The sequence below is a fragment of the Bradyrhizobium sp. HKCCYLRH3097 genome, assembly GCF_051167875.1.
In the GTDB taxonomy this organism is placed as follows: Bacteria; Pseudomonadota; Alphaproteobacteria; order Rhizobiales; family Xanthobacteraceae; genus Bradyrhizobium.
In genome coordinates this window covers 279,633-300,491 of the sequence record NZ_JBNPTX010000001.1, presented here as the reverse complement: position 1 = coordinate 300,491, position 20,859 = coordinate 279,633, and the positions used below count along the sequence as shown (strand labels likewise).

At 63.1% G+C, this 20,859-nt stretch carries 21 protein-coding genes; 11 read left to right on the top strand and 10 right to left on the bottom strand.

Features of this window, described 5'->3' with window-relative positions:
• Nucleotides 1–175: 175 nt before the first annotated feature.
• From ugpB to ACQR0U_RS01380, 8 genes are all read left to right on the top strand, one after another.
• Entirely contained in the window at nt 176–1,495 is a 1,320-nt protein-coding gene (gene ugpB, locus ACQR0U_RS01415; protein WP_434842485.1) for a sn-glycerol-3-phosphate ABC transporter substrate-binding protein UgpB, read from the top strand.
• 50 nt (nt 1,496–1,545) lie between these two features.
• Nucleotides 1,546–2,427, top strand: coding sequence for a sn-glycerol-3-phosphate ABC transporter permease UgpA (ugpA, locus tag ACQR0U_RS01410; RefSeq protein WP_315716879.1), 882 nt, complete (start codon nt 1,546–1,548; stop codon nt 2,425–2,427).
• Nucleotides 2,427–3,275 carry a sn-glycerol-3-phosphate ABC transporter permease UgpE gene (ugpE, locus tag ACQR0U_RS01405; RefSeq protein ID WP_315825666.1) on the top strand — a complete coding sequence of 283 codons (849 nt, stop codon included), beginning with the start codon at nt 2,427–2,429 and terminating at the stop codon, nt 3,273–3,275. Before ugpA ends, ugpE begins: the two co-directional genes overlap by 1 nt.
• Nucleotides 3,276–3,404: 129 nt before the next feature.
• Nucleotides 3,405–4,484: a sn-glycerol-3-phosphate import ATP-binding protein UgpC gene (locus ACQR0U_RS01400; RefSeq protein WP_434841481.1), complete on the top strand. Its 1,080-nt coding sequence runs from the start codon at nt 3,405–3,407 to the stop codon at nt 4,482–4,484.
• A 134-nt stretch (nt 4,485–4,618) separates the two neighbouring features.
• Nucleotides 4,619–5,044 (top strand): Hsp20 family protein, encoded by a 426-nt coding sequence (locus tag ACQR0U_RS01395; RefSeq protein WP_006613108.1) that lies wholly within the window; start codon nt 4,619–4,621, stop codon nt 5,042–5,044.
• 58 nt (nt 5,045–5,102) lie between these two features.
• Nucleotides 5,103–5,366 carry a DUF1150 family protein gene (locus tag ACQR0U_RS01390; protein WP_009026315.1) on the top strand — a complete coding sequence of 88 codons (264 nt, stop codon included), beginning with the start codon at nt 5,103–5,105 and terminating at the stop codon, nt 5,364–5,366.
• A 161-nt stretch (nt 5,367–5,527) separates the two neighbouring features.
• Nucleotides 5,528–6,034 carry a GNAT family N-acetyltransferase gene (locus ACQR0U_RS01385; RefSeq protein ID WP_315750471.1) on the top strand — a complete coding sequence of 169 codons (507 nt, stop codon included), beginning with the start codon at nt 5,528–5,530 and terminating at the stop codon, nt 6,032–6,034.
• A 312-nt stretch (nt 6,035–6,346) separates the two neighbouring features.
• Nucleotides 6,347–7,219: a hypothetical protein gene (locus ACQR0U_RS01380; protein ID WP_316166377.1), complete on the top strand. Its 873-nt coding sequence runs from the start codon at nt 6,347–6,349 to the stop codon at nt 7,217–7,219.
• Here the strand turns inward: ACQR0U_RS01380 and ptsN are convergent.
• From ptsN to ACQR0U_RS01345, 7 genes are all read right to left on the bottom strand, one after another.
• Nucleotides 7,180–7,641, bottom strand: a complete 462-nt coding sequence (gene ptsN / locus ACQR0U_RS01375) for a PTS IIA-like nitrogen regulatory protein PtsN (protein ID WP_315716874.1) — start codon at nt 7,639–7,641, stop codon at nt 7,180–7,182. The genes ACQR0U_RS01380 and ptsN overlap by 40 nt on opposite strands.
• 327 nt (nt 7,642–7,968) lie before the next feature.
• Nucleotides 7,969–8,571, bottom strand: a complete 603-nt coding sequence (gene hpf / locus ACQR0U_RS01370) for a ribosome hibernation-promoting factor, HPF/YfiA family (protein ID WP_315741249.1) — start codon at nt 8,569–8,571, stop codon at nt 7,969–7,971.
• 72 nt (nt 8,572–8,643) lie between these two features.
• Complete coding sequence (rpoN, locus tag ACQR0U_RS01365; protein WP_434842484.1) at nt 8,644–10,281, bottom strand: RNA polymerase factor sigma-54; 1,638 nt, start codon at nt 10,279–10,281, stop codon at nt 8,644–8,646.
• A 212-nt stretch (nt 10,282–10,493) separates the two neighbouring features.
• Complete coding sequence (gene lptB, locus ACQR0U_RS01360) at nt 10,494–11,507, bottom strand: LPS export ABC transporter ATP-binding protein (protein WP_315825670.1); 1,014 nt, start codon at nt 11,505–11,507, stop codon at nt 10,494–10,496.
• Between the two features lie 352 nt (nt 11,508–11,859).
• Complete coding sequence (locus tag ACQR0U_RS01355; RefSeq protein WP_434842483.1) at nt 11,860–12,552, bottom strand: LptA/OstA family protein; 693 nt, start codon at nt 12,550–12,552, stop codon at nt 11,860–11,862.
• Nucleotides 12,553–12,556: 4 nt separating this feature from the next.
• Nucleotides 12,557–13,258, bottom strand: a complete 702-nt coding sequence (lptC, locus tag ACQR0U_RS01350; RefSeq protein WP_315716868.1) for an LPS export ABC transporter periplasmic protein LptC — start codon at nt 13,256–13,258, stop codon at nt 12,557–12,559.
• Between the two features lie 161 nt (nt 13,259–13,419).
• Nucleotides 13,420–14,034 carry a ribonuclease D gene (locus ACQR0U_RS01345; RefSeq protein ID WP_315716867.1) on the bottom strand — a complete coding sequence of 205 codons (615 nt, stop codon included), beginning with the start codon at nt 14,032–14,034 and terminating at the stop codon, nt 13,420–13,422.
• Nucleotides 14,035–14,514: 480 nt separating this feature from the next.
• Here ACQR0U_RS01345 and ACQR0U_RS01340 point away from each other — a divergent pair, with 480 nt between their 5' ends.
• From ACQR0U_RS01340 to ACQR0U_RS01330, 3 genes are all read left to right on the top strand, one after another.
• Nucleotides 14,515–15,486 carry a TRAP transporter substrate-binding protein gene (locus tag ACQR0U_RS01340; RefSeq protein WP_315716866.1) on the top strand — a complete coding sequence of 324 codons (972 nt, stop codon included), beginning with the start codon at nt 14,515–14,517 and terminating at the stop codon, nt 15,484–15,486.
• Between the two features lie 110 nt (nt 15,487–15,596).
• On the top strand, nt 15,597–16,142 hold the full coding sequence (locus tag ACQR0U_RS01335; protein ID WP_434842482.1) for a TRAP transporter small permease: 546 nt from the start codon (nt 15,597–15,599) through the stop codon (nt 16,140–16,142).
• A complete protein-coding gene (locus ACQR0U_RS01330) occupies nt 16,133–17,425 on the top strand; it encodes a TRAP transporter large permease (protein WP_315716864.1) in 1,293 nt (430 codons plus the stop codon). Before ACQR0U_RS01335 ends, ACQR0U_RS01330 begins: the two co-directional genes overlap by 10 nt.
• Before the next feature lie 226 nt (nt 17,426–17,651).
• Here the strand turns inward: ACQR0U_RS01330 and ACQR0U_RS01325 are convergent, their stop codons facing one another.
• From ACQR0U_RS01325 to ACQR0U_RS01315, 3 genes are all read right to left on the bottom strand, one after another.
• Nucleotides 17,652–18,965, bottom strand: a complete 1,314-nt coding sequence (locus ACQR0U_RS01325; RefSeq protein WP_316191515.1) for a hypothetical protein — start codon at nt 18,963–18,965, stop codon at nt 17,652–17,654.
• A 428-nt stretch (nt 18,966–19,393) separates the two neighbouring features.
• The gene (locus ACQR0U_RS01320; RefSeq protein WP_316191516.1) at nt 19,394–20,137 is read right to left on the bottom strand and encodes a hypothetical protein; all 744 of its coding nucleotides are present in this window, start codon (nt 20,135–20,137) and stop codon (nt 19,394–19,396) included.
• A gap of 9 nt (nt 20,138–20,146) precedes the next feature.
• On the bottom strand, nt 20,147–20,647 hold the full coding sequence (locus ACQR0U_RS01315) for a Panacea domain-containing protein (RefSeq protein WP_410052167.1): 501 nt from the start codon (nt 20,645–20,647) through the stop codon (nt 20,147–20,149).
• Nucleotides 20,648–20,859 lie beyond the last annotated feature (212 nt).

The following is a 20,859-nucleotide window of genomic DNA, read 5'->3' as shown; positions in this document are numbered from 1 at the left end:
GTCAGCGCCGGCCGGGGCATCGCCCCGGCGCGGCGCCGTCTCCCGCAAGTCGCTGCGTTCCGCCGCGATGAACGCGCTTTCCGCTGACGATCCAACCGGTTATACATTCACGAAACTGTCATCTCGCGCTGCTACGGCCGCGACGCCGATGACGTTTCACGGGAGGTATTCTTTAATGTCACTTCGCCAATTCTGGACGGCCGCGACTGCGGCAGTCACGCTGGTCCTGAGCGCCGCAGCACCTGCGCATGCCGTGACCGAAATTCAGTGGTGGCATGCGATGACCGGCGCCAACAACGACGTCATCGTCAAGCTCGCCAACGATTTCAACGCCTCGCAGTCCGACTACAAGGTCGTCCCGACTTACAAGGGCAACTACGCCGACACGATGAATGCCGGCATCGCCGCCTTCCGCGCCGGCAATGCGCCCCACATCATGCAGGTGTTCGAGGTCGGCACCGCCACCATGATGGCCGCCACCGGCGCCGTGAAGCCGGTCTACAAGCTGATGCAGGACGCCGGCGAGAAGTTCGATCCCAAGAGCTACCTGCCGGCGATCACCGGCTACTATTCGACCTCGAAGGGCGAAATGCTCTCCTTCCCCTTCAACTCATCGTCCACCGTCATGTGGGTGAATCTCGATGAGTTGAAGAAGGTCAACGCCGAGATCCCGAAGACCTGGCCCGAACTGTTCGAGACCGCCAAGAAGCTGAAGGCGGCCGGCCATGCGACCTGCGGCTTCTCGGGCTCGTGGGTCACCTGGGTCAATCTCGAGCAGCTCTCCGCCTGGCACAACGTGCCGCTGGCCAGCAAGGCGAACGGTCTCGACGGCTTCGACACCGTGCTGGAGTTCAACGGTCCGCTGCAGGTCAAGCATCTCGAAAACCTGGTCGAGCTGCAGAAGGACAAGACCTACGACTATGCCGGCCGCACCAACACCGGCGAGGGCCGCTTCACCTCGGGCGAATGCCCGATCTACCTGACCTCGTCGGCGTTCTTCGGCAACGTCAAGGCCCAGGCCAAGTTCGCCTTCACCGCCGCGCCGATGCCGTATTATCCGGACGCCAAGGGCGCGCCGCAGAACTCGATCATCGGCGGCGCCTCGCTCTGGGTGATGGGCGGCAAGAGCGCGGACGAATACAAGGGCGTGGCGAAGTTCCTGACCTTCCTCTCGGACACCGATCGTCAGGTCTACATCCACAAGGCCTCGGGCTATCTGCCGATCACCAAGGCGGCCTACGCCAAGGCCAAGGCCGAGGGCTTCTACAAGGATCAGCCCTATCTGGAGACGCCCCTGCTCGAACTGACCAACAAGGAACCGACGGAGAATTCCCGCGGCCTGCGTCTGGGCAACATGGTGCAGCTGCGTGACGTCTGGTCGGAGGAAATCGAGCAGGCCCTGGCCGGCAAGAAGACCGCCAAGCAGGCGCTGGACGCCGCCGTCGAGCGCGGCAACCAGATGCTGCGCCAGTTCGAAAAGACGGCCGTGAAGTGAGGCCATGAGCCGGCAGGCCGCCCCGCGGCCTGCCGGTTCGCCGACCGACCATGCAGAAGAACGCCATCTTTCAGTCAAAACTGCTGCCGTTCGTGCTGGTCGCTCCCCAGCTCGCGATCGTGCTGATCTTCTTCTATTGGCCCGCGATCCAGGCCGTCATCCAGTCGTTCCTGCTGCAGGACGCGTTCGGCCTGTCCACGAGCTTCGTCTGGTTCGAGAACTACGCCGACCTGCTCAGCCAGCCGGACTATTTCCAGGCCATTCTCCGCACCTTCGGCTTCTCCTTCGCGATCGCGCTCTCGTCGCTGTCGGTCGCACTGCTGCTCGCGGTCATGGCGGATAAGCCGTTGCGCGGCGTCACGCTGTACCGGACGCTGCTGATCTGGCCCTATGCCGTGGCGCCGCCGGTGGTGGGCGTGCTCTGGATCTTCATGCTCCACCCGTCGCTCGGCGTGATCTCGCGCTATCTGCGCGCTGTTGGCATCGACTGGAATCCGCTGCTCGACGGCGACCAGGCGGCGCTGCAGATCATCCTCGCGGCCGCCTGGAAGCAGATCTCCTACAACTTCCTGTTCTTCCTCGCCGGGCTGCAGAGCATCCCCCGGAGCGTGCTCGAGGCCGCCGCGATCGACGGCGCGCGGCCGATGCGGCGGTTCTGGACCGTGACCTTCCCGCTGCTGTCGCCGACCATCTTCTTCCTGCTGGTCATCAACATCGTCTACGCCTTCTTCGAGACCTTCGGCATCATCGACACGATGACCCGCGGCGGTCCTGGCAAATCCACCGAGACGCTGGTCTACAAGGTCTATACCGATGGCCTGCTCGGCGGCAATCTCGGTTCGTCGGCCGCACAATCCGTCGTTCTGATGGTCATCGTCATCGTGCTGACGGCGATCCAGTTCCGCTTCGTCGAGCGCAAGGTGACCTACTGATGGTCGAGCAAGAAGGCATTCGACGCTACGTCGCGCACGCCATCCTGTGGATCGGAATCGCGATCGTCGCGTTCCCGGTCTATCTCGCATTCGTCGCCTCGACGCAGGACAATGCGGTGATCGCCAACGGGCAGATGTCGCTGCTGCCTGGCGGGCACTTCCTGTCGACCTACTATCAGACGATCTTCGTCGGCACGAGCGGCTCGACCCGCGAGCCGGTTGCGACCATGCTTTTGAACTCGCTGGTCATGGCGCTGCTGATCGCCGTCGGCAAGATCGCGATCTCGATCATCTCGGCCTATGCGGTCGTCTACTTCCGCTTCCCGTTTCGCATGGCGATCTTCTGGCTCATCTTCATCACCCTCATGCTGCCGGTCGAGGTGCGCATCTATCCGACCTACAAGATCGTCGCCGACCTCCACATGCTCGACAGTTATGCCGGGCTCGCGCTGCCGCTGATCGCGTCCGCCACCGCCACGCTGCTGTTCCGCCAGTTCTTCATGACGGTGCCGGACGAGCTGCTGGAGGCGTCCCGCATCGACGGCGCCGGGCCGTTCCGCTTCTTCTGGGACACCCTGCTGCCGCTGTCGCGCACCAACATGGCGGCGCTGTTCGTGATCCTGTTCATCCTCGGCTGGAATCAATATCTCTGGCCGCTGCTGATCACGACGCGCGACGACATGCAGACCATCCAGATCGGCATCCGCAAGATGATCACGACGACCGACGCGCTGACGGAGTGGCCGGTCGTCATGGCGACCGCCGTGCTCGCGATGCTGCCGCCGGTGTTCGTCGTCGTCGTCATGCAGCGCCTGTTCGTCAAGGGGCTGGTGGAGACGGAAAAGTGAGAGGGGCGAATAGCGAATGGCGAGTGGCGAATAGGGAGATCCGAACATGAGGATGCATTCGCCCTTCCCTATTCGCCACTCCCTATTCGCCATTCGCCACTCGTCACTTCCTCCTTATCGGTAACCGCCATGGCCAACGTCACCCTCCGCAACGTCCGCAAGGTCTACCAGGGCGGCTTCGAAGCCATCAAAGGCGTCGATATCGACGTCGGCGACGGTCAGTTCTGCGTGCTGGTCGGGCCGTCGGGCTGCGGCAAATCCACCCTGCTGCGGATGGTCGCGGGGCTCGAGACGATTACCTCGGGCGAGATCGACATCGGCGGCCGCATCGTCAATGCGATCGAGCCGGCGGATCGCGACATCGCGATGGTGTTCCAGAACTACGCGCTCTATCCGCACATGACCGTCTACAACAACATGGCCTACGGCCTGCGCAATCGCGGCATGGCGGAAAAGGAGATCAGGACGCGGGTTGAGGACGCCGCACGCATCCTCGAGCTCGGCACCATGCTCGAGCGGAAGCCGCGCCAGCTCTCCGGCGGCCAGCGCCAGCGCGTGGCGATGGGCCGCGCCATCGTGCGCCAGCCCAAGGTGTTCCTGTTCGATGAGCCGCTCTCGAACCTCGACGCCAAGCTGCGCATCGCGATGCGGGTCGAGATCCGCAAGCTGCAGCGCCGGCTCAACACCACCGCGATCTACGTCACCCACGACCAGCTCGAGGCGATGACGCTCGCCGACATCCTAGTGGTGATGAACGGCGGGAAGGTCGAGCAGATCGGCAATCCGCTCGAGATCTATCAGCGTCCAGCCACCACCTTCGTCGCATCCTTCATCGGCGCGCCGCCGATGAACCTGATGCCGACCGATGGCGTGCGCGCCCAGTTGCTCGGCGCCGACGCGGTTCCCCAAGAAGCGGGCCAGCTCGGCATCCGGCCTGAGGATTTCCAGCTCGGCGACGCCGTTCCGGCGGGCGGGGTCGGGCTCGACCTCCGGGTCGAGGCGATCGAGCACGTCGGCGCCGAGACCTATGTCTACGGCGCACGCCAGGACGCGGGCAGCGATGACCGGCTCTCCGCGACCGCCAACGACATCATCGTGCGGCTGCCGGGTACCGCCGCGCCGGAGATCGGCGCACGGATTCGCGCCGTGGCGCCGAGGGCCAAGCTGCATCTGTTCTCGGCCGACGGCCGTCAGCGGCTGTCCGTTTAAACCCTTCCACAGACAGGCTGTTCCGGCGCATTCGGGGTGCTTGAACGCGCCCCGGATCGTGCCCATATTGCTGCTCAAGGGGTGCCGTCAGGGCCCTGATACATCAAAGTCGCTTCGAGAGGACTTTGTAAACCATGTCTCGTGTTCCTTCGCTCTCCAGCCCGTTCCTGCTGGGCTTCGACGAGATCGAGCGCGTCCTCGACCGCGTCGTCAAAGGTGCCGACGGCTATCCGCCCTACAATATCGAGCGGTTCGAACGCACCAATGGCCAGCCCGAGCGTCTGCGGATCACGCTGGCGGTGGCGGGTTTCACCCGCGACCAACTCGATGTCACCATTGAGGAAAACCAGCTCGTCATCCGCGGCCGTCAGCAGGACGACAAGACCAGGCAATACATTCATCGCGGCATCGCCGCGCGCCACTTCCAGCGCACCTTCGTGCTGGCGGAGGGAATGCATGTGCTTGGTGCGGACCTGAAGAACGGGCTGTTGTCGGTCGATCTGGCCAGGCCAGAGCCTGAGCGGATCGTTAAGACAATAGCGATCAATGAACACGAATAATGGTTTGATGGAACGAGTAGCGGACTCGACCGCTTGAGTCTCAGAAGGAGTCGAGACCATGACTGAAGGTAATGTTGCGTCGGAATCCCCCGTCTCCCTGGAGTCGCTGGCGACCTTGGGCGAGGGCCACATCGCTTACGTGAAGCAGATCCGCTCCGAGGACGTACCGGGACTGTTTCCGCAGGCGCCGCACATCGCGCCGGGACTGAAGCTGTTCGCCTTGCATGCCGCCGACGGCACGCCGATCATGCTCACCGACAGCCGCGAAGCCGCGATCGCGAATGCGTGGAGTCACGAACTCCAGGCCGTGAGCGTCCACTGACGCAAAGGCCGAGCCGCAGCGTTGACAACGGCCGCTTCTCGTGAGACTCAACGCTCATTGAGACGCGATGCTCACGAGGAGCATGCAGCTCACGGACTGACACGAGGGCGGTCCCTGGAAACGGGGACGGCCCTTTTTTCTGCTCGTAACGATGGCCGCGCATGACCTTGATGACGACACCCATGAGCCCGGCCGGACTGCGTGCAGATCCTGCGCTTGCGGACGCACTGCTCGCGCTCAACAATGCGCATGCCTCCGAGCTGTCGTGGCTCACGCCCGAAACGCTCATGCAGCTGCTCGATCGGGCATGGCTGGCCTGGCGAATTGGCAGGGCCGATGCGTTGATGATCGCGCTCGACCACGCCGCCGTCTACGATAATCCCAATCACCGCTGGTTTCGCGCGCGCTACGATCGGTTCGTCTATGTCGACCGCATCGTGGTGGCGCCGGCCGCCCGCGGCCGGGGCTTGGCGCGGCAGCTCTATGAGGAGCTGATTCGGGAGGCGACCGCGGCGGGCCACGACCGCATCGTCTGCGAGGTCAATCTGGATCCGCCCAATCCGCAGTCGGACGCGTTTCATGCTGCGCTCGGCTTCGCGCCGCTGGCGACGGCCGGCATCCATGGCGGCGCCAAGACGGTGCGCTACATGGCGAGATCATTGCGATAGCCGGCCAAGGACGAAGCGGCTGCGGAAGTGCGTTTGAGAAATTTGTTTCCGTCGATGTCCGGAACGGTCGATTTGACAACCAGATACAATCCGACCCGGTTTAAGGCGAAGGTGTCCAATCCTTAAGTTGTCCCTGTTGCGGCACGCGCTAGTCCGATGTGTGACGAGCATGTGTAGGGATGGCAGATGCATGGATCACGGCTTGATGCAGGCGTCTTTCGAGAGCTTGCGCTCGGGACCCTACCCAACCGGCACGTCTTTCTTGACAGTCCTCCGCCTGGGCCCAGCCCTTACTACGTCATCTGCAACAGCGTGCCGAAAGCGGGGACGTACCTGCTGGTCGAACTCGTCAGAGCGCTGGGCGGTCATGTCGATGTCGGCTATCACACCTACACGTCATCGATCAGCAAGCTGAATCCCGACGGTTCGCTCGACTACGGACGCGCGCTTCCGGCCCCGCTCTGGGCGTCGGCCCTGCGCTCCGGCTACTCCTGCGCCTCGCACACCGAGTATTGTCCGTATCTCGAGCAATACCTCCTGGGCAGACCGGAACACAAGATGCTGTTCATCGTCCGCGATCCCCGCGACATCGTCGTGAGCTGGGTCGACTTCGTCTACCACTCGGCGGCCTATCCGAAGATGCGGAAGTGGAACGCCTATCTGCGGTCGGCCGGATCGGCCGCTCACCCCGATGACGCCTCCCGAATCACATCGACCCTCCTCTCCTTGCCCCGATCGGGCATCAAGAAGTTCATGAGCTGGCTGGACTCGCCAGCCTGCCTGACCGTGAAGTTCGAAGAGCTCTATTCAGAGCTCGCGATCGACGATGTGGCGCGGTCGTCGTTTCCTGTCCTCAACCGCATCTGCGACTACCTGGGACTTCCGCGCAAGACGGCCGCGGAGCTCGATGTGCTCGGCCGCGGCCTGACGTCGTCGGGACGCGGCCGGAAGGTCGGCATCTACAGGGAGCGAATGACGCCGCATCATTTCGACCTGCTCCGCAGCGAGGCATTCCAGGAGCTCGTCGTCGAGTTCGGCTACGAGCCGACGCCGTTGCACACGCCCGCGCGGACGAACGGGTTCGGGGCTGCGCGGAGGCTCGCCAGCAGGCTCTCTCGGTGCTTGCAGGGCGGCGCGATACGACGTCAGGCGGCGGAAGCGGGCGGCAGCGCCAGCACCGAATAGATCGCCTGGGCGTCGCGCGAGGCACGGAGCTTCTTGGCGACATCCTGGTCGCGGAGCAGCCGGGCGATCCGCGCCAGGGCCTTCAGATGGTCGGCGCCGGCGCCTTCCGGCGCCAGCAGCAGGAACACCAGATCGACCGGCTGGCCGTCCATGGCCTCAAAATCGATCGGCCGCTCCAGCCGGGCGAACAGGCCGAACAGCTTCTCCAGCTTCGGCAGCTTGCCGTGGGGAATCGCGACGCCATACCCGACGGCCGTGGTTCCGAGCTTCTCCCGCTGCAGCAGCACTTCGAACACGTTGCGCTCGTTCTGCCCGGTCAGCGCGGCCGCGCGCGCGGCGAGCTCCTGCAGCGCCTGCTTCTTACTGATGACCTTCAAAGCCGGCACGATCGCCTCGGGTGCGACCAGATCGGTAATCGGCATAGGGCGTTCCGAGGTGATTGAACCGTCAGGGTGCGAAATAGGTCGGGACAGACCGGCGTCAAGAAGCTGAGGCGGCAGGCGGGCTTAACCCGTGTCCGATGGGTGGGCTTCTACCCCAACGCAACGGCCGTGCCAACACCCGCAAGCGCGTTCCCGCAGCCTATCCTTAAAGATCGCCGGAGCGTGGCGGCCTGAAGGCGCCAGCGCCCCAACCGCTTGATCGCATCCCTTCATTGCCGTGGCGTGACGTCGCAACCGGTCCGCCAACCACCTGATCGGGAACCGGTTTTCACGCCGCCGGGAGATCCCTGGAAGGCGTCCGCGCGGCTACGGTTTCACCGCCGGCGGATCGACCCAGCCGATATTGCCGTCGGCGCGGCGGTAGATGATGTTCACCCGGCCGCTGGAACCGTGCTGAAACACCATGCAGGGCGCGCCCGAAAGATCGAGCTCCATCACGGCTTCGGACACCGACAGGCGCTTCAACGCGGTGGTGTTCTCGGCAATGATCACCGGGCTGTAGCCGGTGATCTCCTCGTCGCCCTCGGCCGGCGCCTCGATCACGTAGCTCGGCGCATCCAGCACCGCGCCGTCGAGATTGGCGAGCGCCGCATTGGCGGCGTGGGATTTGCGCCCCGAGCGGTCCTTCAGCCGGCTCTTGTAGCGGCGCAGGCGCTTCTCGATCATCAGGAGCGCCTGGTCGGCGCTGGCATAGGCGTCCGGCGCGTTCGATTCGGCCTCCAGGGTGATGCCCGAATCGAGGTGCAGCGCGCAATCGGTCTTGAACCCGAAACCGTCCTTGGAGAGCGTGACATGGCCGGAATAGTTGCCGTCGAAGTATTTTCGCAAGACTTCGTCGGTGCGCTCGCTGACGCGCCCACGCAGCGCTTCGCTGACGCTGATGCTCTTTCCGGAAATCCGCAGGGTCATGTGTCGCCTCGATTCATGTGAACCAAGTATGACACTAAGCCTATTTGGTTAAGGCGCAATCTTGCGCAGCGGTCAAACTGACGCGGCATCCCGGGTGCGGTCGGCGCTGGCGGGAGCCGACAGGGCATGGGCCAGCATGCTCTGCTTGTCGCGGCGGCGCTGCACCGAGGACGGGATCCGCATCGCCTCCCGGTATTTCGCGACCGTGCGACGGGCGATGTCGATGCCGGCGGTCCGCAGCTTCTCGACGATGGTGTCGTCGGAGAGAATTGCGGAGGGATCTTCCGCATCGATCAATTGCTTGATGTGATGGCGCACGGCTTCCGCCGAGTGCGCCTCGCCGCCATCAGCCGATGCGATCGAGGCGGTGAAGAAATATTTCAGCTCGAACGTGCCGCGATTCGTCGCCATGTATTTGTTGGCGGTGACGCGCGACACGGTCGATTCATGCATCTGGATCGCATCCGCAACGGCCTTCAAGTTGAGCGGCCGCAGATGCGCGACACCGTGGGTGAAGAAGCCGTCCTGCTGGCGCACGATTTCGGTCGCCACCTTCAGGATCGTGCGGGCGCGCTGATCGAGCGCGCGCACCAGCCACGTCGCATTCTGCAGGCAGTCGGTGAAGTAGGACTTGTCGCCGTCCTTGCGGATCGTCTTCGACAGCTCGGAGTAATAGTGCTGGTTCACCAGGACGCGCGGCAGCGTGTCGCTGTTGAGCTCGACCAGCCAGCCGCCGTCGGGACCCGGGCGCACGTAGACGTCGGGCACCATGGTCTGTGTGCGCGTGGTGCCGAACTTCAGCCCCGGCTTCGGGTCGAGCCTGCGGATCTCGCCGATCATGTCGACGAGGTCCTCGTCGTCGACGCCGCACAGCTTGCGAAGAGCGACGAAGTCGCGCTTGGCCAGGAGATCGAGGTGCTCGACCAGCACCTGCATCGCCGGATCGTAGCGGTCGAGCTCGCGCAGCTGGATCGCGAGACATTCGCTCAAATTGCGGGCGCAGATGCCGGGCGGATCGAAGGTCTGCAGCACGCCGAGCACCGCATCGACGTCGGCCTGCTCGGCGCCGAGGCGGTCGGCGGCCTGGCCGAGATCGGCGGGCAGATAGCCGGCCTCGTCGACGAGATCAATCAGGTACTGGCCGATCATGCGGTCGGCCGGCGCGGTGAAGGCCACCGCCGCCTGCTCGGCGAGATGATCCGACAGCGTGGTCTCGGCCGCGACAAAGGCTTCGAGATTGTAGTCCTCGTCGCCCGAGGCGCCACCGCCCCATTCGGTGTAGGTGGTCGGCGCGGCGTCCTGCGCGTTGCGCGCCGCGGCCTCCGCCGGCTCCTCGGAGAACACGTTGTCGAGTCCGGTGTCGAGCGTCTGTTCGATCTCCGTACGGGTGCCGAGATCGCGGCTCATCCAGTCTTCCTGGGCGCCCTCGAAGCTGTCGCCGCCGCTGCCGCCGGCCTCGCCGAAATCGTCGCCGCCGGTCTCGCCACCTTCCGAGAACTCGGCGCGCTCGGACATCTGCTGCTCGCCCGCGACCGGCGCTTCCGGACCGTCGCTGGCCCGCTCCAGCAGCGGATTGCGCTCCAGCTCCTCTTCGACGAACGTGGAGAGGTCGAGATTGGACAGTTGCAGCAGCTTGATCGCCTGCATCAGCTGCGGCGTCATCACCAGCGACTGCGACTGGCGGAATTCTAATCTCTGCGTCAACGCCATGGGAGCAAGAACATTCCCTTACTGGTCCAATTCTTGCTTATCCTAATCCGCGCGCGATGTACACGGCTTGACGAATAAGAAAAACGGAGTATGGCGCGCGCGGAAGACGCAGTTACCGGCCCGCGAGGACTCGCTGGAAACAGCGTCGATCGTAGTGGTTCCGTCGCCTGTCGCGATCGCGACAACAGCCTGCGAATACCGCGTCGGCAATCCTACAGCCGGAATTCCTCACCGAGATACAGCCGGCGCACGTCGGGATCGGCGACGATCTCCTCCGGGCTGCCTTCGGTGAGAATCTGCCCCGCGTACACAATGTAGGCGCGGTCGGTGAGGCCGAGCGTCTCGCGGACGTTATGGTCGGTGATGAGCACGCCGATGCCGCGGTTGGTGAGATGGCGCACCAGCTGCTGGATGTCGCCGACCGCGATCGGATCGATGCCGGCGAACGGCTCGTCGAGCAGCATGTAGTTCGGGCGCGTCGCCAGCGCGCGGGCGATCTCCACGCGGCGACGCTCGCCGCCGGACAGTGCGATCGACGGCGACTTGCGCAGCCGCGTGATGGTGAATTCTTCCAGCAGCGCGTCGAGCTCGCGCTCGCGCTTCTTGCGCGAGGGCTCGACCACTTCGAGCACGGCGCGGATGTTCTGCTCGACGGTGAGGCCGCGGAAGATCGAGGCCTCCTGCGGCAGGTAGCCGATGCCGAGCCGCGCGCGCTGATACATCGGCAGCCGCGTGACGTCATGGCCATCGAGCTCGATGGCGCCGCGATCGGCCTTGATCAGGCCGGTGATCATGTAGAACACGGTGGTCTTGCCGGCGCCGTTCGGCCCGAGCAGGCCGACGGCCTCGCCGCGGCGGACATAGATCGACACGCCCCGCACCACCTGGCGGCTGCCAAAGCTCTTCTCGATCGAATGCACGGCGAGGAAGCCCGGCCGGCGCAGCAGTTGCGGACCGCCCCCCGCGCCATTGTTGCGCGGCCTGGCTGGCGTCGGCTGCGAGGCCGGCCGCTTGCGCTGGATCTGCTCGGTGTTCTGCGGCGAGCGCGGATTGATGCGCGGCACCGTTTCATCGCGCACGGAGTCGGCGAGCGCGGCGAGCGGATCATCGCTGTAGGAATTGCCGAACGGATCGTCCATGGCTGTGATGTCGTCGCGCCGACGCGAGGAGCCTCGCTGGCCGCGCTTGGCGGGACGCCCACGAAACATGCCGAGTAGATCCACCATCCCCGCTTCGCTTACGCCCTTCGAGGCTGCCCGTCATCGACCGCAGCGCTGGCTCGCCCGCTCACCGCGAGCGAACGCATCTCACCTCTCGCGGATCACAGGGAGCGCGAGGCCGGCCAAAGCGCGGCAGGCCGCGCTTCGGAGTTTGTCGTCTGACGGCGAAGTCGCGGTCGCCACGCAGGCGACCGATCGCAAGATCGCAATCGTGTCCGGCATCACTCTTTCGCAGCCACGCAACGGGCTCCACGGCCTCCCGTTGCATCGGTCCTGCGACAGAACCGCCCGCTCGCTAGATAGAGGCAGCAGCGGCGCGGTTCAACTGGGCCGCCGGCGTTTTGCTAAATAATTGAAGTCACTTCGATTTGCCTGGACCGAGCTGCAGCGGCGCGGCGCTGCCCGGAGCCGAGGCCGTCGACGGACCGCAGCCGCCGCCGGCGCCCGTGCCCGCGCCCGCCTGCGGCAGCAGCACCTGGACGCCGCGCCCGCTGTCGGATTCGACGCGCGACACGCCGGTGGTCATGTCCACCGTCAGCCGGTCGCCGCGCATCACGTTCTTGCACTGGGTCAGCACCACGCCGCCCTGCATCGAGATCATGTTGGTCTTGGTGTCGTAGACCGCGGTCTCGCCGGTCACGACCTGGTCCTTCTGGGTCACCTTGACGTCGCCGCGCGCCTCGAGACGGCGGATCGCCGAGCTGCCGTCCGGCCCAGGCGTCGCCGCCGGCGTGGCCTTGGTCGCCTTGGCGCCGCCCGGCTGGGCGCCGCCGTCGTAGAACACCACCAGCGACTTCGAGGTCATGGTGGTGTCGCCCTGCACGACCTTGACGTTGCCGGTGAAGGTCGCCTCCTTCTTCTTGTCGCGCATCTCGAGCGCGGCGGCCTCGATCTGGATCGGCTGGTCGCGATTCTGCGAGAACCCCTGCAGCGCGTTGGGCACGCCGGTGGTCGCGCTCTGCGCCTGCGATGAGTCGGCAAGCGCGAGCAACGCCAGCGCGGCGAAGCCGGCGCCGCGAATCGCTACGGGAATGAAACGGCACGTGGTCATGAGGTCACTTCACGTTGCGGGCCGGACGGCCGGGATCGGCGCTCGCCGTCGTGGCCGGAGCGGCATTCATGTTGTCGAGGTTCATCATCACATTGCCCTCGAAGCGGATGACCTCGCCATTGTCGGTGATGCGCAGGCGGTCGGCGGAGAGCGTGCCGTTGGTGAGCTTGACGTCGACGCGCTCGTCCGAGCTCACGGTGCCCTTGGCCATGTCGACCGAGGCCCGGCTCAGCCGCGCCTCGTAGCCCGTCGACGTCGTCAGCAGGATATCCTTCGTCAGCTCGAGCTGCTGCTGCTTGGTGTCGAACACGCCGGTATTCGCCTTCAAGGTCACCGTCGACTGATCCTCCATCAGCACCTTGGCGCGGAGGATGTTGAGCTCGACGTGATCGGGATCGGTGAGGTCCTGCACCGCGCTCCGGGCGACGAGATCATACGGCCGCTGGTCCGGCGTGAAGCCGGTGAGATGCGGCGTCTCCATCGTGATCTTGCGGCCGGAGATGACGAGATTGCCGGTGAGATTCGGGGTGTTGATCTCCATGTGGAACGGATTGAACAGCGCGATGCCGATCACGACCGCCATCGCCAGTCCGACCGCCGCCGGCACCGCGACCCGCAGCACGCGCACGAAGCGGCTGTGGCGCGCCGCGACCGCGAAGCGCGCCTGCAGGGTGGGGTCATAGGCGGGGTTGTGGACCGAGTTCACCAGGGCTCCGACGGACACGGGGAGGCGCGCGAAACAGCGCCCATCCTACCATGGACGCCTTCACCATTGCAGCCTGGAACTGGCGCGAAATCGCGACGCGGGGCGGCTTGCGATCATTACGAGACATTAATGATCGTGAACGCGCCCGCGATTCGCCGGCTTCAGGAATGCGCGAAGATGTCCTCGGCCTCGAATCCGCCCAGATCGAGCGTCGCGCGGTGGGGCAGGAACGCGAAACAGGCCTGCGCCAGCGCCAACCGCCCTTCGCGCGCCAGCATCCCGTCGAGCTTTTCGCGCAGCGCATGCAGATGCAGCACGTCGGAGGCGGCATACGCGAGCTGCGGCTCGCTGAGCTGCTCGGCGCCCCAGTCGCTCGACTGCTGCTGCTTGGAGAGATCGACGTTGAGCAGCTCGCGCACGAGATCCTTCAGGCCATGGCGGTCGGTATAGGTGCGCGCCAGCCGCGAGGCGATCTTGGTGCAATAGACCGGCTGCGGCATCACCCCGAACGCGTGAAACAGCGCCGCGACATCGAAGCGCGCGAAGTGGAAGATTTTGGTGATGTCCGGGTTGCCGAGCAGCGCCTTCAGGTTCGGCGCGTCGGTGTGCCCCTTGGGAATCTGCACCACGTCGGCCGAGCCGTCGCCGGGCGACAACTGCACCACGCACAGCCGGTCGCGGTGCGGATTGAGCCCCATCGTCTCGGTGTCGATCGCGACCGACGAGGTATAGCGGGAAAGATCAGGCAGGTCGCCGCGGTGCAGGCGTACGGTCATGGCTCTCAAAACCTCGTCGAATCGAAATCGGACGCGACGGGCCGGAGCAACGCCGCGGGAAGCGCTCGGGAACCGGCTGTAGCCCGGCGCTGGTAACCAACCGGCAAACGCGCCGGGCCGGTCCGGAGATCAGCCGTGGGAATGCCAGCCCCGCCGCCCGGGCGCAAGGGCCGGACAGGGCCAAGTGATCGCATCTCAAGTGATCGCATCTGAGGTGGCGCCGGCAGTGTCTCCGCGGCCGTTCGAGGCGGCGCCGTCGTCATTGACGGGCGGTCGACCCGCTGGTTGCATCGCGCCAGATCGCACCCGATCGATCGATGCAACTCTTGCATTGATCGATGCCGCCTTTGGCTTGGACAGAAATAGCCACTGGCCCTACGCGTGATATTGTCGCAGGACTTCGCATCTGGAGCGCAGCGACCCAAGGCGGTCTGCAGCATCTGCCCAACAACGACATAATCAATTGAGGAGGAAGCCAAGATGAAGGCACTTACAGGTATCATTGCGGCCGCTGTGCTGGCGGTCTCGTCGCCGCTGGCGACCGCGCGCGATTTCCGCTCCGCCGACGTGCACCCCGCCGATTATCCGACCGTCGAAGCCGTCAAGTTCATGGGCAAGCAGCTCGCTGCCGCGAGCGGCGGCAAGCTCGGCGTCAAGGTGTTTCCGAACGGCGCCCTCGGCTCCGAGAAGGACACGATCGAGCAGCTCAAGATCGGCGCGCTCGACATGATGCGGATCAACTCCTCGCCGCTCAACAATTTCGTGCCGGAGACCGTCGCGCTGTGCCTGCCCTTCGTGTTCCGCGACACGCAGCACATGCGCAACGTCCTGGACGGGCCGATCGGCGACGAGATCCTGGCGGCCATGGAGCCCGCCGGCCTGGTCGGCCTGGCTTATTATGACAGCGGCGCGCGCTCGATCTACACGGTCAAGGCGCCGGTGAAGTCGCTCGCCGACCTCAAGGGCCTGAAGATCCGCGTCCAGCAGTCCGACCTCTGGGTCGGCATGATCCAGAGCCTCGGCGCCAACCCGACCCCGATGCCCTATGGCGAGGTCTACACCGCGCTCAAGACCGGCCTCGTCGACGCCGCCGAGAACAACTGGCCGTCCTATGAATCCTCGCGCCACTTCGAGGCCGCCAAGTTCTACAACGTCACCGAGCACTCGCTGGCGCCCGAAGTCCTCGTGATGTCCAAGAAGGTCTGGGACACGCTGAGCAAAGAGGATCAGGCGATGATCCGCAAGGCGGCAAAGGAATCCGTGCCGGTCATGCGCAAGCTCTGGGACGAGCGCGAGCAGACCTCCCGCAAGACCGTCGAGGCCGCTGGCGTCCAGGTCGTGACGATCGCCAACAAGCAGGAATTCGTCGACGCGATGAAGCCGGTGTACCAGAAGTTCGCTGGCGACGAGAAGCTCTCGAGCCTCGTCAAGCGCATCCAGGACACCAAATAAGAGTAGCGACGCAAAAATCGCGACTTCAAAGACATCTACCAAGAACAACAATCATACGGTCCGGCGTCGCCATCAGGCGGCGCCGCAGGAAAGCCAGGGGAGGGACGGGAATGACAGATCCACATGTCGGAGACCACGAGCAGCAGGAGGGACGTCCGTCGACCGGCCTGCTCTCGCGGATCAACGCCGTCATCGCGCGCGTCGGCATGTATCTGTCCGTCGCCGGCCTGCTCGTCATCGTCACCATCGTCTTCTACCAGGTGTTCGGACGCTACGTTCTCAACTCCAGCCCGACCTGGACCGAGAACCTGGCGCTGGTCCTGATCCTCTATGTCACGCTGATCGGCGCCGCCGTCGGCGTTCGCGACGCCGGCCATATCGGCATGGACAGCCTCCTCGTGATGCTGCCGGATGATCTGCGGGAAAAGATCGAGCTCGTCATCCACGTGCTGGTCGCGATGTTCGGCGTCGCGATGGCCTACAACGGCTGGATCCTCGGCGCCTCCGTGGGCACCGTGAAGATCGCCAATCTCGGCCTGCCCGAAGTCGTCCGCTACGTGCCGCTGATCGCTTCGGGAATCCTGATCGTCATGTTTTCCATCGAGCACATCATTGCTCTCTTGCGCGGCGAAGAGGTCGTCCCCTCATGGAACTGATTATTCTCGGCGTCACCTTCTTCGGCTTCCTGGTCCTCGGCGTTCCCGTTGCGTTTGCGATCGGCCTCTCGGCGATCTGCACCATCCTCTATGAAGGCCTGCCGGTTGCCGTCATCTTCCAGCAGATGATGTCGGGGATGAACATCTTCTCGTTCCTCGCCATCCCGTTCTTCGTCTTCAGCGGCGAGCTGATGCTGCATGGCGGCGTCGCGGACAAGATCGTGCAGCTCGCCAAGAATCTCGTCGGTCACATCCGCGGCGGGCTCGGCATGTCGAACGTCGTCGCCTGCACGCTGTTCGGCGGCGTCTCCGGCTCTCCCGTGGCCGACGTGTCGGCGATGGGCGCGGTGATGATCCCGATGATGAAGAAGGAAGGGTTCGACACCGACTACGCCGTCAACGTCACCACCCACGCCTCGCTGGTCGGCGCGTTGATGCCGACCAGCCACAACATGATCATCTATGCGCTCGCCGCCGGCGGCAAGGTGTCGATCGGCGCGCTGATCGCCGCGGGTCTTCTTCCGGCGCTCGTGCTGATGGTCTGCATGCTGGTCGCCGCCTACGCGGTCGCCGTGAAGCGCGGCTATCCCGCGGGCAAGTTTCCCGGCTGGGCGGAGGTGTTCCGCTCGTTCGCCGCGGCGCTGCCCGGCCTCTTGATCGTCGGCATCATCCTGGCGGGCATCCTGTCCGGCGTGTTCACGGCCACCGAGTCCGCGGCCGTCGCGGTCACCTACACGATCCTGCTGACGTTCTTCATCTACCGCACGATGACCTTGCAGAACTTCCTGCGGGCCGCCGCCAAGGCGGTCAAGACGACCGGCGTGGTGCTGCTGCTGATCGGCGTCTCCACCATGTTCCAGTACCTGATGGGATTGTACGAGGTCGCCGATTTCGCCGGCGACCTGATGAGCAAGGTGTCGACGCAGCCCTGGATGATCTTCCTGCTGATCAACGTCATCCTGTTCCTGCTCGGCACGTTCATGGACATGGCGGCGACCATCCTGATCTGCACCCCGATCTTCCTGCCGATCGCGATGAAGGCGGGCATGGATCCGGTGCAGTTCGGCATGCTGATGCTGATCAACTGCGCGCTGGGCCTCAACACCCCGCCGGTCGGCACCACGCAGTTCGTCGGCTGCGCCATCGGCGGCATCTCGGTCGGCGCGGTCATGCGCACCATCCTGCCGTTCTACGCCGCGCTGATCGCCGCCCTGATGTTCGTGACCTACGTGCCGGCCTTCTCGCTGTGGCTGCCGCGGCTGCTGATGGGGTATAAGGGATAGGTCGTCCGAGCGTTCGCCGGTCTTGGCCGGCGAACCGCGCCTGCGGTGGTTTGCGCCACGGCAGCGGAAAGACTCCGCTTGCGACCGACGACCGCAGGCTTTTTCGAAATAGCTCAGTCGTTTCAATCACGTCGGATGGCGCTTCGCATCAGTGGCAGCATAGCCACCCGAGTGTCGGCAACCTGCAGGCGGACCGAAAGAGGGCCGCACAAGGCGAACGGCTCTACTAGAACGGAAGATCATCATCGACCGATGTCAGCCTGTCGGCCTCCCTTGAAAGACCGCCCTCCCTCAGCAGTTCTAAAAGCCGATCTTTCGGCATGAGTTCGTGGTCGTAAACATATTGCAAGAAGGCATTGAAACTGTGGGAGCCTCTCAGGTCAGCCCCATTCCACGAAGCACGAACTATCATTTCGACATCTCCGGCAGTGAACGAAGCGAGAAGCGGTTCCACCACTAGCCCGTAGATCGAATTTGCATCTGGCCAATTCCGCGCGGAGCTGTACAGCCGAACTGCCTGCGCAACGATGACACGGTCTTTTGACTGCAGAACCTGCTTTAATTCCTCTGCTGAAAAGCTACTCAATCGAGACTCGGCCGTGTCTCTAAGACCTGGGAGGCTCAACGACGCCCCAATAACTGCCTGGATCCGAGCGACAGGAGCTCTTCGAAGGAAATCATTAAACTTCCTTCTATTGTCCTCGTCGAGGAAGCTCCAAGATTGCGGCACGTGGCGCAGGATTGCGAAGGTCAAAGGAAATTCCGTGTCTGAGATTTGCCTGCAAATCTTGTTTATTGCGCTTGCAATGCGGGGCTCAGCAAAAGAGGGAAAGCCGTCGCAGCAAGCGCGGAGAGCTACAAGCGTTTGGCGGCGTTCCTTCAATTGCTCAGGCCCATCGAAGAAGCCGAACAACAATTTGTCGGTGAAGGTCTTCACAAGAACGTCCTTCGGTCTACCTAGGCCCGCCGCCTTGAGTGCCGAAAGCGCCTGCTTGTAATCGGATGGAAACAGATTTGAGCCAACCACCGACACCAAACTTTGAACCGCTGCCTTGCCTTGCACGGGTGGTTGGGAGAGAACAAATTCAACGGCGTTGCGAAGGTGCAGCCGAGCGAGCTCTGCTGATGGTTGATAGTGCGCGTCCTGCCTTTGATACGTCGGATGGGCACAGCGATTCCGATCTTCCCGCAACCTTTGCAAATCTATGAGTTGCTGATGTTCAAAGAACTCGAACTTGGAATATGTTTGGTCGATGATGCTGCGTTCGAATTCTAGGCTCTTCTTTAAAGCTTCGGCATCTCCTCGTTCGACCCCCACCCGCCATCGTTCGTACGTGTCAATGAGCAATTTTGCCTCTGGATCACCTGACAGCGCTAGCTCGCGAACTTTCTCGATAAGGTCAAAAACGACAGCTATCCACACGGATACAATGCAGGCTCTGTTTGCCCCCGCCTTGTAGCTGGCGACTGCTTCGCGCAGGTAATTGCGGGCTTCTTCTCCCCTGCATTTGAGAACCAACTCGTCGAGATCAGTGATCACGCTATGCTCCTGCACGGGCTAATACTGTAGGAGTACATCGGAAGTTGTATGGCGGCTACCGACCAAACATTGATTGAGTGGATGAATCGCCGCCACGTCCTGCTACCGGTGTCTGTTGAGGTATAAAAATACGGACATCAGTGGATCGGCAAGCGTCCTGATGCACCGGAACGGAAGTACCTCGGGCCTAAGCCCGGCTTCAACCGTCAGCAATTCGGGACGGTCTGCAACATGCTTGCACAAAGGAAATAGCGAGATCGCCGACGCCACCGGCCTGACCCGCCAGACCATCTACCACATCCGAGTTGATCGCGCAGCGGCTGAAGCGGCTTTGGCAAGTTGGGCAGCCTAAGAGAAGGTCAAACCTAAGCGCATCGGTCCGCCCCGATCAGTGTCTTTCCAAGCACGACACGGCAATCACCCGCCAATCAGGGATTTGGCGGGTCTTTATCAAAGAAGTCGCCCTGCCTTGGATCGGGCCGTTCGCGCTCCTCGGAAGGGGCCGCCGGACGTCGGGCAAGCTCGGCTTCGGCCATGAAATATCCATCGGCGAAGACCCTAAGCATCTCTATTTTTCTGTCTTCGCTGACGCGCGGAATGTCGCCGGCCTCAATGACCCGCAATTCCCTCAGAGGCTCACGCCCCTTCACTCTTGGAACACTGAAATCCAGAATCTGGAATTTTGCTGCGGCGAGATCAGGATCGTCCGCCAGCAACTCGTCGACGAGCGTCACGAAAAGCGACAACCGCTCTCTGGCAAGCGGATTCTGGCGCCAGAAACTGAACCAAGGAAAGGTAAGCTGGCCACCTACTCCGTACAGAAGCGGAGGATCGAACGGCACCATGAGCCCACGGCCGATCGAATAGTATCGACGGTCGATCGACTGAACAAAATCCGGCGTCACATCAGCGAAATGGTCCCGGATGAGCGGAAGAACCTCAAGAAAATTCTTCCGAACATCGGCACGCTTCACAGCCCGCTTGATGCCTTCAACGATCTCGTCATAGGGCTGGTTGAAAACCAGCATATCGCGAGCGGCCAAGAACAGAGCGTTGTAATTGAACGTAGGTGGATTGTTTACCAGACGGACGAGCGTCTTGCAGGTACGCTCAGGCGTGTCCTGCCAATTTCGCGCGAGATGCTGAACTGATGGCACTTTCGGTTTGGCCACGGTTACCTCTCATTGCAGCGTGTATGGCGCTATGTGCTTCGAGTAGAAACTAACTATATCCTCGTCTGCGATCTTCATACCCGGGTTGACAGAACCTGAGTGATTCCAAACCTTATACCACGGACCACCCTTGACATGGGTTAGTTCCACCAAATCACCAGGGCGGAGTCGGGAGTAAAAGGCAACAATTTTCCTGAGTATATCTGTAGTTGACGCATCGAATTTGTATTGAACAACTTGACTCTGTCCGGTTGCTGGATCGATTCGGCACGCTCTTCCTCGAATGGGCGATCTGTCGTTGCCCTTGAACTCTCGGTAAAGATACGGAAGCACCGGCCCGAGCTCCCACGCCTCAAATCTATGGGCGATCAGAGGGGCCTTAAGCTCGATCAACGACCAAGCATGACAAAAGTATACAATCTTCTGGAGCGAGAGGTTTGTTACTTCGACTCCTCGCTTTTCACATTCATCTAGGACGAAGTTCGCGATCGCGCGGCCATCGTGAGCCATCTTTTGGCGCTCCGCTGTCCCCAACGCTTTTGGCACACAGTTGCGGCAGCAACCGCGGCTTGTTCATTGGATACTGATTATATCGTTTTCCCGGCTCTTGCCCCAACACCTTTCTAAGCGATGTAGAGTGGACATGCAGCAACGCTATGCGGCCATATTGATCGCCCCGTCGCATACCACCCATCTCCAAACTGCCCGTCGTGCCAGTCTGT